The sequence below is a fragment of the Nostoc sp. C96 genome (assembly GCF_059384975.1).
The window spans coordinates 3,805,870-3,818,330 of sequence record NZ_CM182020.1 but is presented as its reverse complement, the minus strand read 5'-3'; the positions used below and the strand labels follow the sequence as shown (position 1 = coordinate 3,818,330).

General features: G+C 40.0%; 10 protein-coding genes. 8 read left to right on the top strand and 2 right to left on the bottom strand.

Translation table 11 applies throughout. From position 1 onward, the window contains the following. Positions 1 to 63 precede the first annotated feature (63 nt). Positions 64 to 996, top strand: coding sequence for a phosphodiester glycosidase family protein (locus tag AC504W_RS16225; protein WP_494873321.1), 933 nt, complete (start codon positions 64 to 66; stop codon positions 994 to 996). Positions 997 to 1,068: 72 nt separating this feature from the next. On the opposite strand, the gene AC504W_RS16220 is transcribed toward AC504W_RS16225, so the two are convergent. Continuing rightward, positions 1,069 to 2,886, bottom strand: a complete 1,818-nt coding sequence (locus tag AC504W_RS16220; RefSeq protein WP_494873320.1) for a vanadium-dependent haloperoxidase — start codon at positions 2,884 to 2,886, stop codon at positions 1,069 to 1,071. Positions 2,887 to 3,557: 671 nt separating this feature from the next. Here AC504W_RS16220 and AC504W_RS16215 point away from each other — a divergent pair. The 7 genes from AC504W_RS16215 (at position 3,558) to AC504W_RS16185 (ending at position 10,082) form a co-directional block, all read left to right on the top strand. Continuing rightward, positions 3,558 to 4,598: a sulfonate ABC transporter substrate-binding protein gene (locus AC504W_RS16215; protein WP_494873319.1), complete on the top strand. Its 1,041-nt coding sequence runs from the start codon at positions 3,558 to 3,560 to the stop codon at positions 4,596 to 4,598. A gap of 78 nt (positions 4,599 to 4,676) precedes the next feature. Continuing rightward, the gene (locus AC504W_RS16210; protein ID WP_494878671.1) at positions 4,677 to 6,386 is read left to right on the top strand and encodes a fumarate reductase/succinate dehydrogenase flavoprotein subunit; all 1,710 of its coding nucleotides are present in this window, start codon (positions 4,677 to 4,679) and stop codon (positions 6,384 to 6,386) included. Positions 6,387 to 6,400: 14 nt separating this feature from the next. Next, positions 6,401 to 7,189 carry a class I SAM-dependent methyltransferase gene (locus AC504W_RS16205; protein WP_494873318.1) on the top strand — a complete coding sequence of 263 codons (789 nt, stop codon included), beginning with the start codon at positions 6,401 to 6,403 and terminating at the stop codon, positions 7,187 to 7,189. Between the two features lie 18 nt (positions 7,190 to 7,207). Beyond that, the gene (locus tag AC504W_RS16200) at positions 7,208 to 7,669 is read left to right on the top strand and encodes a GNAT family N-acetyltransferase (protein WP_494873317.1); all 462 of its coding nucleotides are present in this window, start codon (positions 7,208 to 7,210) and stop codon (positions 7,667 to 7,669) included. A 44-nt stretch (positions 7,670 to 7,713) separates the two neighbouring features. Continuing rightward, entirely contained in the window at positions 7,714 to 7,941 is a 228-nt protein-coding gene (locus AC504W_RS16195; RefSeq protein WP_494873316.1) for a 4Fe-4S dicluster domain-containing protein, read from the top strand. Positions 7,942 to 7,961: 20 nt separating this feature from the next. After that, positions 7,962 to 8,927, top strand: coding sequence for a HEAT repeat domain-containing protein (locus AC504W_RS16190; RefSeq protein WP_494873315.1), 966 nt, complete (start codon positions 7,962 to 7,964; stop codon positions 8,925 to 8,927). Between the two features lie 138 nt (positions 8,928 to 9,065). Further along, positions 9,066 to 10,082, top strand: coding sequence for an Mrp/NBP35 family ATP-binding protein (locus AC504W_RS16185; RefSeq protein ID WP_494873314.1), 1,017 nt, complete (start codon positions 9,066 to 9,068; stop codon positions 10,080 to 10,082). A gap of 21 nt (positions 10,083 to 10,103) precedes the next feature. On the opposite strand, the gene AC504W_RS16180 is transcribed toward AC504W_RS16185, so the two are convergent. Continuing rightward, entirely contained in the window at positions 10,104 to 12,401 is a 2,298-nt protein-coding gene (locus tag AC504W_RS16180) for an FAD/NAD(P)-binding protein (protein WP_494873313.1), read from the bottom strand. Between the last annotated feature and the right edge of the window lie 60 nt (positions 12,402 to 12,461).

Sequence of the window (12,461 nt, the reverse complement as noted above, 5' to 3'; positions counted from 1 at the left end):
AAATTGGTATTTTGAATTATAACCCGCTATAGTCGTTCTGTAGCGGGTTTTTATTATCTTAGTATGTGGATCAAAAAAATATTTTTCTTATCTATATTTATCATGACGATAAATTTGTTATTAGCTTGTAAAGACGATACCGCGAATTCATCAACAAAAGCAGCAAAAACCTGTCCTGGTGAAAATCCTCAATTCAGTATTGAATTTTTCAAAGCTAATAATCAAGGTCAGAAATATGCCAAAGGCATTAATCATGTGATTATTTTTAATCCTAAATCACCAAAATTAGATTTTAAAGTCAATGTGGGTTTATCTCATAAACTTTATGCTAAAGATAAACAGGGAAAATTCATCAGAAATTATGTACCAAAGCAATTTAATGAAATTATTACTGATGCAAATTCTCAGTTAAATGGCCAACGACCTCTAGCCGCAATTAATGCTGACTATATAGGCACCGATGATAAACCACAAGGCTTAAATATTTCTCGCGGAGTTGAATATTCTGGCGCATTTAAAAATCGGCGTTCTTCTTTTGGGATTTCTGGAGGGAGACCCCAAGAAAGAATAGCTACACTTCAGGCGGGAAGAAGAAGTAACAATATTCTAAATTACAATTTGGTTGGTGGTAATGGCAGATTTTATCGTCAAGGTAAATTTAAAGATATCTGTCAAGATTTAGGAGAATTTGCCTGTAAGCAAGTGACAAATCGTTCTATGGTGGCGACAACAAGTAAAGGTTATGTAATTTTATTAGTGAATGACTTAAAAGCTAATTCAGTCATTGAAGCTTTGCCAGTAAATCAAGAGTTACTACCAGATATGTTTGATGATGTTTTAGCTGGAATCTCCCGTAATAACTGTTTAGGTAAAATTCAAGAAGGAATGTTATTTGATGGCGGTGGTTCTCCCGGATTATATTACAACGGAAAAATTTATCTAGAAAATGGTGGTGCAATTGGTTCTGTATTTTTAATTTACAAAACATCTAATTAATTTTTTTCTAGATTTAATAAATGCGATCGCTTATTTAGCAGCGATCGCATTTATTTCTGACTACTAATCAAGTTAAACAGTAACTCTTGTACCGTCAAATTTAGTAAAGGTAAAGCCTCGGAACTCTTCGTTATAACCCAATCTTTCATCTCTCAAGAGGCTAATAGCCACTTCTTCACCTAAAGCTAAACCAGCTGCACCGTCAGTCCGCCAGTGAATACCGCCGTGACCTCGACCAATGGCATAATTTGTTGCCAGCTTGTTCAATTCACCACCCACTGTTAATGGTTCACCAGTGTAGGGAATTAACTGTGTTGGGTCGTTGGGATCGGGTACTACTGGGTTAGGAATAACATGATTTTCATCAAAGAAAGCTTTTAATAATGTCACATTAACACCTGCGATCGCCGCCGCACCACCTGTATATGAGGAATGTAACGGTGCTGCTTCTGGATAAGCTTGCGGTAGCAAATAAGTACCAAAGTTGCTGTAAGTTCTTGCCAAAGCTTGGGAATTCAATATCTCAGGATGAATCGGATATTGAGTGCTATTGACAATGTTGTTATAAACTAGTCCACCGTATGCTTCTGGTCGCAAAATGCGGTGTACATAATACTTCTGCCAATATGAGGCTCGAATTGCCCGTGATGTTCCCAAATTTAACAGTGCTTGCAAATGCCCAACTGCAAATGTGGCATTAGAACCCACTTGAGTCCGAGAATTGACATAAGGATTACCCGGATTCAACGGTGCGCCAATTCCACCATCAATCAGTGGGTCACTCAAACTAACTGGGGAACTGAGTAGTAAAGAAGCTCCGTAATACAAAGCGCCACCAATATGGGCAAACTCTCCCAAATCACGCACAGTAGATACATAACGGCGTTTGGGATCATAATTAATCGCTCGGCCAGAATTGCCACCATTCTGGACAGTCAGCCATTCGTTAAAATTGGTGAGAAAATCATTACCAGGGAGCGCAGTCCGAATTACTGCCAAAATATACTGGGTTCCCCAAGGAATATTCCGCAATAAAAATTGGGAAATGTAAGGGCCGTTTAATATCCCTGGAGGAGTTACGTGTTTTGCAGTTCTCCCGGAACGATCAGAGCGATCGACATAGCTGACACTACCGCGAAACAAAGTTTGTGGGGTGACACGACCATTGATTTTTGGCCCGTAAAAAGCCGACAGTCTGTTCAACTCTTCAACAGCTGCCAACACTTTGGAGTCATCTGTATTGTTTTGAAATTTAGAAAAAGGCACATCACGCAGTAAAGCTTGCCAGTATAATTCCACTGCTTCATCTGCGCGTGCAGCACTAGCTAAAACTGGTGGTGGTGGTACTGCTATCTGAGCAGCATTAATGCCTTCAAGGCTGATTGCCAGCGGCCCTTGAGGGTTAACTAGTTTTCTTGTGCCACCCAAAATAATCTTTTCATACTGATTGGGGTCTTGGCTGGTTAGTGCGCTAATCAAAGAGTTGTAAGCGTTGAGATTGACTTCACCTCGTTGGTTGTGGGGCAAACCTCTAGAGTCGCTGCCAATTTTGTTGGCATACCTCTCTTCATCACCGTTAGTTGGATGTGGTGGAATGGGAAAACTCCGTTCTAGTCTTGCAGCTTCAAGTCTGACTCGGTAGGCTTTTTCAACAAACTTGTTGTAGTTGAACCGCCCAACAATATCTCGTTCTCTAGCTTGAACAACACCTTCTTTTTTGAAAGACGAAAACGTGGAACCCATCATACCTGCAACCACACCAGTTGCCGTTAACATAGTGGTGCGGTTGATAAATGAACGTCTGCTGAAGCGTTTTATCAATGAACGGCGAGTTGGAGAATTTTGGTTTTCGTTTTGAGCTTGATTTGTTGACTCAGATTCAAATTGCATCAAATTTGCTCCTAAATTAAAAAAAGTCAATATGATTTAGAGCTACAGGTAATTTCCTGTAAACATTGCTCACTTATGGCGCATCATCGGCAACATAATGCGTTAAAGAAGTTCTGTTTGGAGATGTAGAGAGTTTCCTATTTCCTGTCCCTGATGTAGAAAAAATCTATTTACCAGTATTCAGGCTGAATTTCTCTGCCTACCGTTTTTTATATATGCACTCACTAAACTACTAAAAATTTATCGATTTACAGTATTTAGTGATCAAATTAGAATTTCCCACAAATCAGCTAGAAAAGCAATATGATTGTCTAAATAAAACGCGGAAACTAGATTCTGTCAGAGTTTTGCGACAATTTAGCTTTTTGAGAGAATGTCGAAAATACTACCTGTGTCTAAGTTAATTTCCACCAGACACTAGTTTCTCAGGACTTACGCACAAAGGAGACCGGGTGTTGACGGGTAAGTCCCAAATGCTTGTATATTCGGACAAATTTTAGGTCAAATTCAGTGTTTCAGCAGTAAACATAATTTCTTGGAGCTTGCGTTTGCTGCTGATCTGTGTGAATATTCTATCAAAATAACGGTAAACTGCTCGATTTATCGTAGTATTGATTATACTTATAGCCTGAATGTTACCGATGTTGCTCAAGTATTTATCAAATCGACTTATGAAGATTGTCAGCAGCTTTCTTCAGAATTATGAAGTATGGAGAATTAATACATTTGCCTTATTCTTTGCTTGCGGGTTAATGTTAACGCTGGTGATATCTGCGTGTTCTACTAACAATGCCAGTAACTCTACCGCAACACCAACAGGAAATCAAACCGCGACAAATCAAGGTGTGGTGGTTCGCATTGGCTATCAAAAAGCCGCAACTATTCTCAGTGCGATTAAAGCACAACAAGATTTGGAAAAAGCCTTTGCAGCTAGTGGTGCTTCGGTAACATGGGCAGAATTTCCTTCTGGCCCCCCAATGTTAGAAGCAATGAACGCTGGGAGTATTGATTTTGGCTACACAGGTGAATCCCCACCAATTTTTGCCCAAGCTGCGGGTAATCCCTTGGTTTATGTTGCTTACGATCCTTGGAGTATCAAAGCCGAGGCAATTATTGTGCCGAAAAACTCATCTATTCAAAGCCTTGCAGACCTCAAAGGTAAACGAGTCGCTGTTGCAAAAGGTTCCAATACTAACTATTTATTGGTCAAAGCCTTAGAAAAGGGCGGAGTAGATTACAAAGATATCAAACCAGCTTTTCTGCAACCTCCTGATGCGCGTGCGGCTTTTGAAGGTAACAATGTTGATGCTTGGGCAATTTGGGATCCTTATTTAGCGGCGGCGCAGGCTGCTACCGGCGCACGTACCTTAACTGATGCAACTGGGTTAGCACCAAATCGGGGTTATTATTTAGCGGCTAAATCTTTTGTAGACAAGAACCCTGATGCTTTAAAAACAGTGTTGGAAGAAGTCAAAAAAAGAAGCGACTGGGCAAAAAATAATCCTACAGAAGTTGCCAAATTTCTCTCCCCAGCATTGGGAATTGATGCTGGTGTTTTAGAAGTGGCAGAAAAAAGACGGGACTATGACGTACTACCCCTAACAGACGAAGTAATTCGCGCACAGCAGCAGATAGCCGATACATTTTACAAAATCAAGCTGATACCGAAATCTGTCAATATTAGCGAAATCGTTTGGAAAGGCGAGAGATAGGAGGCAGAAGGCAGAAGGCAGGAGGTAGTCTAAATGAAAAAGGAAGATTCCCTACACCCCACACCCTTTTTTATAGATATGAATATCAATACTCAGTGGATTAAAACCGATGTGCTTGTCATTGGCGGTGGTACAGCAGGAACGATGGCTGGAATTAAAGCCAAACAAGCAAATCCTGATGCAGAGGTGCTGATTTTAGAAAAGGCTAACATACGAAGGAGTGGTGCGATCGCAATGGGGATGGATGGCGTAAATACCGCCGTCATTCCTGGACACTCCACCCCAGAACAGTACGTCCGCGAAATCACCCTCGCTAACGATGGCATTCTCAACCAAAAAGCCGTATATCAAACAGGCAAATTAGGTTACGAAGTCATCCAAGAATTAGAAAGCTGGGGTGTGAAATTTCAAAAAGATGCCCAAGGAAACTATGACTTAAAGCAAGTGCATCGTGTGGGTAAATATGTCTTACCCATGCCAGAAGGTAAAGATCTCAAAACCATTCTCACCCGCCAAGTCAAACGCCACAAAGTCAAAGTTACAAACCGCGTTATGGCGACGCGTGTCTTAGTCAAAGCCGGACGTGCTGTTGGCGCAGTGGGATTTGATGTCAGAAATGGCGACTATATAGTTATTCAAGCCAAAGCCGTCATCCTTTGTACAGGTGCTTGTGGCAGACTCGGCTTACCTTCCTCTGGCTATCTCTACGGCACTTACGAAAATCCTACAAACGCTGGGGATGGCTATTCTATGGCTTATCATGCAGGCGCAGAACTCAGCAATATTGAATGCTTTCAAATTAATCCCTTAATTAAAGATTACAACGGCCCTGCTTGTGCTTATGTTGCCGGGCCTTTTGGCGCACATACAGCCAACGCCGAAGGAAATCGCTTCATTAGTTGCGACTATTGGAGTGGTCAAATGATGTTGGAAATTTGGAAAGAATTAAACTCAGGGAAAGGGCCAGTCCAACTCAAAATGACCCATCTTGATGAAGATACAATTGCCGAAATTGAATCTATACTTTGGGCAAATGAACGACCAAGTAGAGAACGCTTTCATCAAGGGAGAAATGAAGATTATCGCACCCACGGCGTAGAAATGCACATTTCCGAAATCGGCTTATGTAGCGGTCATAGTGCTTCTGGTGTGTGGGTAAACGAAAACGCGCAAACAACAGTTCCCGGTTTATATGCAGCCGGAGACATGGCCAGCGTTCCTCATAATTATATGATTGGGGCATTTGTTTTCGGTCGCATAGCAGGAACTCATGCCATTGAATATATCCAAGATTTAGATTTTGTTGAACCAGATGCCGAGTTTTTAGAAACAGAAAAAACTAGAATTTACGCCCCGTTAACTCGACCACATGGTGTACCTCATACCCAAGTCGAATATAAACTCAGACGCTTAGTTAATGATTATCTTCAACCACCCAAATCAGGTAACAAAATCGAAATTGGTTTGAAACATTTTGTGCAGTATCAACAAACATTAGATTTAATGGGCGCGCGCGACCCTCATGAATTAATGCGTTCTCTGGAAGTGCATTTTATTCGTGACTGTGCAGAAATGGCAGCCAGAGCATCATTATATCGTCAAGAAACTCGCTGGGGTTTATATCATTACCGCTTAGATTATCCTGAAAAAAATGATGCTGAATGGTTTTGTCACGTCAATTTGAAAAAGAATGAATCAGGACAAATGATATTGTTTAAACGTCCTGTAGAGTCTTACATTGTAGAAGTAGATACAGTTAAAGAATCATACAATGTAGCTGTAAGCTAAAAAAAGCAAAAAAAATGCCTATTTATAATTCAATAGGTCAACAATATTCAAAAACTCGCGTTCCTGATATCCGCATTGTAAATCAATTAATTGATTTACTCAATTTACCAAAAGGTGGCGTTATTGCTGATATTGGTGCTGGTACGGGTGGTTATAGTGTAGCCTTGGCTAACCAAGGATTGTTTGTTTATGCTGTTGAACCTTCTATTGTGATGCGACAGCAAGCAGTTGTACATCCTCAAGTGGAATGGTTTACTGGCTATGCAGAAAATTTAGCTTTACCAGATAAATCTGTTGATGGTGTTATCAGTATTCTAGCAATACATCACTTTTCGCATCTCGAAAAAGCTTTCCAAGAAATGCACAGAGTTATTAGAGATGGGGCAATAGTTTTACTAACTTTTGATATTAGATTAGCTCAAAGAATTTGGCTGTATGATTATTTTCCTTTTTTATGGGAAGATGCTTTACGATTTTTACCGCTAAACGAACAGATTGATTTACTTCAGCAGAATACTAAAAAGCATGTTGAAGCTATACCATTTTTGTTACCACACGACTTATCTGATTTATTTGCAGCCGCAGCTTGGAGACGACCAGAATTATATCTTCAAGCAGAAGTCCGGGCGGGAATATCATCTTTTGCATTAGCAAATCAAGATTTGGTAGAACAAGTAGAACAAGGAGTAAATGTACTTGCAGCCGATTTAAGTAGTGGAGAATGGAATAAAAAATATGGTGAAATTTACAAGTTGAAAGAGATTGATATAGGTTATCGTTTTATTTTGGCAACGCCTGATTAATAATTATAGTTAAAATCTATGGCAAAGAAAGTTGCTTTGGGTCAACAGATAAAAATTAAAAAAGCGGAGATTAAAGATGCAGAACGAATTGCTATTCTTGGCGAACAACTTGGATATTCTCTAACAAGTCAACAAGTAGAACAACGCCTTGAGAAAGTTAAAAATAATTATGACCATGTTGTTTATGTTGCGACTTTAGCAAATGATTATGTGATTGGTTGGGCGCACGCTCATATTTGTGATTTACTAATTATGCCAACTCAGGCAATTCTTTTAGGTTTAGTGGTAGATAAAGATTATCGTCATCATGGAATTGGACGTTATTTAATGCAGCAAATCGAACAATGGGCTGCTATGAAACAATGTGATGGCGTTATGTTACGTTCTAATATTATCCGCAAAGAGGCACACTTATTTTATGAGAAAATTGGCTATACCAATATCAAACAATCATTGGCTTTTTATAAACCATTGAGTTAGCAATAATATTTAATGTTTAAATTACAAAATCAGGGAGTAGTTTTATGGCTTTAATCAATCAAAGAATAGATGTACCTGTGATCGTTGATGAATCAAAATGTTTAGAGAAATGTACAGCCTGTGTAGAAGTCTGTCCTTTGGATGTGTTGGCAAAAAATCCAGAGACAGGGAAAGCATATATGAAGTATGACGAGTGTTGGTTTTGTCTACCTTGTGAAAAAGAATGTCCAACCAATGCTATTACTGTGCATATTCCTTTTTTATTACGTTAAATATTAGAGTATTTTGAATTATGAGTGATGATATACAGCCTTGGCTAGAAATGTTGCGATCGCCTGATGTAAATGAACGCTTAGTAGCCGTCAAAACCTTACAACATCTCGGCGATGATGAAACAGTAGACGCACTCATCATTGCCTTACAAGATGAAAATATTGCTGTGCAAAAAATAGCTATATCTGCTCTTTGGGAAATTGCCAATCCTGTAGCAATCCCTGCTTTACTTGAATGCTTGAGTTCCCAAGATGAAGATATTCGGACTGAAGCGACATCAGCTTTAAACGAGTTAGTTAGTCAAGATGATTTATTACTTTTACTAAATAAACTACAAATTGATGATATAAATACACAACTAAATATCTCAGTGTTGTTGCGGAAAATTCATGATATTCAATCGTTACCTTATATCTTACCGTTTTTAAAATCAAATAATCCCGAATTAAGAGAAACCGCAATAACTACGTTGCGATATCTTAATCAACTAGAAAAATGCCCTGAAGCTTTAGATTTAATCTTTGATGAATCAGCTGTTGTGCGTCGTGCTACTGCTTTAACTATAGGACATTTACAAGATACCGAAGTAATTACTAAACTCAGTCAAGCACTGATTAATGATAGTGACTGGCAAGTGCGGCGGAATGCAGCTAAATCTTTAGCTATTCAGGCAAATCATCAAGTAATCTTTGCATTAGAAACTGCTTTAAGTGATGAACATTGGCAAGTCAGAAAAGCATCTGCACAAGCGTTGCAAAAAATTCCAGATGTACAAGTTATGCCACAATTAATTCAAGCATTAACAGATGAATATGCAGATGTGCGGAAAGAAGCTGTAATTGCTCTTGGTAATTTTGCTCATTCTGATGTTATTAATCCTCTGCAACAAGCTTTAGATGATCCTGATAAGGAGGTAGCTATTCAAGCACAACGAGCGATTTATAAAATACAAACAGATATTGTTTTTAACGCAGAGGAACGCTAAGTAAGCGCGGTGAAACCAGCCCCCGTCTTGGCGGTTTCCGTCACGTTAGCGCAGCGTTAGCGACGCAGGAGCGTCACCCGAAGGGAGGTACGCAGAGTTTTTTCTGTTGAATGAAAGTTTTTAAGAGAGTTAGTAATAGTGGGGCAATCAGAAGTTAATTTTTATCAGCAAGAAGTAGTTGAACTCCTCAAACAGGTCATTGAACCAATTTTAAAAAATGACGTTGTTAGTTTGGGAATGGTGCGAAATCTTCGTATAGTTGATGATTACGTTTACTTGCGGTTATATATTGGTTCTCATCAGCAGCAATTAAAGTTAGAAGTTGAATCTAAGTTATCGTCTTTATCTTGGTGTAAAAAGGTTTATATTCAAATTTGTATAATTCCTGGTGTAAAAATAACTCTGGGAATTTCTAGTGGTAAAGGTGGCGTAGGTAAATCAACAACAGCCGTTAATATAGCCGCAGCTTTAAGCTTACAAGGTGCAAAGGTTGGGCTATTAGATGCTGATGTTTATGGGCCTAATTTGCCGCAAATGTTGGGTTTAGGACAAGCTGATATTGAAGTAATTCATACTCCGACGGGTGATAAGTTTTTACCTCTGGAAGTGCAAGGAATAAAGTTGATGTCAGTAGGGTTACTGGCAGAAAAGAATCGTCCTTTGGCTTGGCGGGGGCCTGTACTGCACAAAATTATTACTCAATTTATCAATGATGTGGAATGGGGTGAATTAGATTATTTATTAATAGATTTACCTCCCGGTACAGGTGATGCTCAAATTACAATTATTCAAGAAAGCCCAATTTGTGGTGTTATTTTAGTGACAACTCCGCAGCAAGTTGCGATCGCAGATGTTCGCCGTAATATATATATGTTTCGCCAAGTCGGTGTTCCGGTGCTGGGGATTGTGGAAAATATGAGTTATTTAATCTGTGGTGATTGTGGTTCACACACATATATTTTTGGGAGTGGTGGCGGTGAACAACTCGCAACGGAATTACAAGCGCCACTGTTAGGACAAATCCCAATAGATCAGCGCATTTGTAGCGGCGGTGATAGCGGAAATCCGATCGCAACTAGTGAACAAGCTTCTCCAGCAGGTGAGGTTTTTAGACAAATTGCGATCGCACTTCACACAACTTTCCGCAAAATCTAAAATCCAAAATGGTATTACACACTAGATATACATAGCAAAGTAATCATTGTAGATTTCTGTATTAGTCATAACTGTAAGTTCTATTTGTTTGAGTTCTGCATCTGTAACCGGACTTGTAGCTAAATCTAAGCTTTCTTGAGGAATAAAATCACCACAATATTCATTTGCAGGGAGTGCAGCATTCATCTTTTGGGGATAACTCAATTTGAGATTATTCATGATAGTAATGAATTGACTGCGGCTGCGATCGCTAAATCTGGGATTGAGGCGTTTTTCTTCGCCAATGGTGGAAACTGTACGTCCTTTGTAGTCGTGAGCCGGATAGACTAAGGTATCATCTGGCAAGGTGAATAACTTTTGTGTGACCACATCATATAGAGTTCCCGGATCACCTTCTTGAAAATCTGTACGTCCACAACCACGAATCAATAAGGCATCGCCGCTTAAAAGATGGGTTTTGTTGACTAAATATGCGATATGGCTGGCGGTGTGGCCTGGTGTAAAAATTGCTTCAACAATAACTGCTCCCACCTCGATATTTTCACCACCAACCAGAGAGCGATCAGCTTTTGTCACAGCCGGATTTATGGGAACAATCACCTGACAACCTGTTTTTTCTCTGAGTTTACCTGCACCTGTGATGTGATCTGCATGAAGATGAGTTTCTAGACAGTAGCGGAGTTTTAATCCCAGTTCGTTTAGTGATTGCAAATCGCGGTCAACTTGCTCTAATACAGGATCAACTAAAACCGCATCTCCTGTCTGCTGATCTGCAATGAGGTAAGTATAGCTACTGCTTTCTGGGTCAAAGAATTGGCGAAATAGTAAAGTTGAGTGGGATATTTCCGAATTGCGCTCGCTGCTCTCGCTATTCAACCAAGACATCACAGGAATCGCACGCACACGCACTGGTAATGACTGTAATAACGTCTGAGATAATTGCTGTGCCTGTATTCGTAATTCGGGAACCGCGATAGTTTCCCATAAGTCGCCCTTGCGTGGAGTTCCCAAGGTATAAAGCAAGGTGGAAACTTGATCATCTGCTGTATATAAAGCACCTTGGGTATTTGTATCTAAGCCTAAACCGATACTATTAGGGCGAATTAATCTTTGCGATCGCAAATTGTCAATCAAAGGATGAGGCGAGTGGCGATAATCGGCAGCTAACCCTGTACAATTCACTACCCGCTTGACGTGTAAGACAGTATTTGTCTGGGTTTTGCGCCCAGATATAGTTACTGCTACCCCATTTGGTAACAGTTGATATTCCTGAATCCTTCCTGAAGAAATGATCAGTTGACCAGAATCCAGCATTTCTCTCATCACATCTGCTACTCTTTGAGCAATGCGGTGACGATGTACATCCCAATAGGGTGTCAAATGTCGCAAAAAACGTTGCTGTTCTAAGGTCGGTAATTTTTGCCAAATTTGTTGAGTAATGGGACGTAGTGAATCAATCACTGCTCGCCAATCATAACCTTGAGATGCGGCATTTTCTACCTCACTTCGTAGCCAATGTAACCAACCGCGTACTGTTGTTGGCGAGCTTTCGGGAGTTAATCGGTGGGAATAAGGTTGAGATGCTTGATGTTTTTGCGGAAATAAACCTCGACGAGACACAGCATAAATTTTACCTTGATGATGGCGATCGCGCAGAGATAAAACCATATCTACCATTGTCAACCCTGTACCCACAAGCAACACAGCCGCATCAGGCTCAAGGTCTGCTAGTGCATCGGTTGACCAAGCATTTCGCCGATAACTTTGATTTTTACTATCTGAATTATCTGTTGGCAGTGTAAAAGGCGAGTTTCCTAATGCCAAAACCACTTTATCTGCCGTAAAACAGCGACCACTACGCAACGAAATGATCGCACCTTTGTCTTTGGGTTCTATTCCGACTACTTCATCAGTCAAGCGTTCTAGTTGCACATCGCTAGGTGCTGTAGCTTCTGCTTCTGCCAAAATCGACTGAATATATAAACCGTAGACTTTACGCGGGATGAAGCTACTAGCATTAACTTCTTGTGCAAAAAATGATGCTAACTCATTCTGATTATATTGAAGCCAGCGCAACAGATGTCCCCCATCATGAGCAAATGCACTCATGTTACCTGCTGAAACATTCAACAAATGACAGTTGGTATCTGTGCTGTAGGCAATGCCTTTGCCAATTTGAGAACTGCGCTCAATCAGCTTGATAATTAGGGGTTGGCTGGCAGTTTTTAATAGGTGCGTAGCAACTAGAGAACCACTAAAGCCTCCACCAACAATAGCTATTGTGGCTGGAGTATGAGTAGTGAAAGAATTAGGCTTCATAGCAGTCTCGGTTCAATTATTACAGCTAATTTGTCAAGTCTTTTTACTAGGAATAAATTT

Bases quoted from the DNA above. Each gene is read 5' to 3' on its own strand.
- AC504W_RS16180 (WP_494873313.1), bottom strand. From the start codon at position 12,401: ATGAAGCCTAATTCTTTCACTACTCATACTCCAGCCACAATAGCTATT.
- AC504W_RS16225 (WP_494873321.1), top strand. From the start codon at position 64: ATGTGGATCAAAAAAATATTTTTCTTATCTATATTTATCATGACGATA.
- AC504W_RS16190 (WP_494873315.1), top strand. From the start codon at position 7,962: ATGAGTGATGATATACAGCCTTGGCTAGAAATGTTGCGATCGCCTGAT.
- AC504W_RS16195 (WP_494873316.1), top strand. From the start codon at position 7,714: ATGGCTTTAATCAATCAAAGAATAGATGTACCTGTGATCGTTGATGAA.
- AC504W_RS16210 (WP_494878671.1), top strand. From the start codon at position 4,677: ATGAATATCAATACTCAGTGGATTAAAACCGATGTGCTTGTCATTGGC.
- AC504W_RS16215 (WP_494873319.1), top strand. From the start codon at position 3,558: ATGAAGATTGTCAGCAGCTTTCTTCAGAATTATGAAGTATGGAGAATT.
- AC504W_RS16220 (WP_494873320.1), bottom strand. From the start codon at position 2,886: ATGCAATTTGAATCTGAGTCAACAAATCAAGCTCAAAACGAAAACCAA.
- AC504W_RS16205 (WP_494873318.1), top strand. From the start codon at position 6,401: ATGCCTATTTATAATTCAATAGGTCAACAATATTCAAAAACTCGCGTT.
- AC504W_RS16200 (WP_494873317.1), top strand. From the start codon at position 7,208: ATGGCAAAGAAAGTTGCTTTGGGTCAACAGATAAAAATTAAAAAAGCG.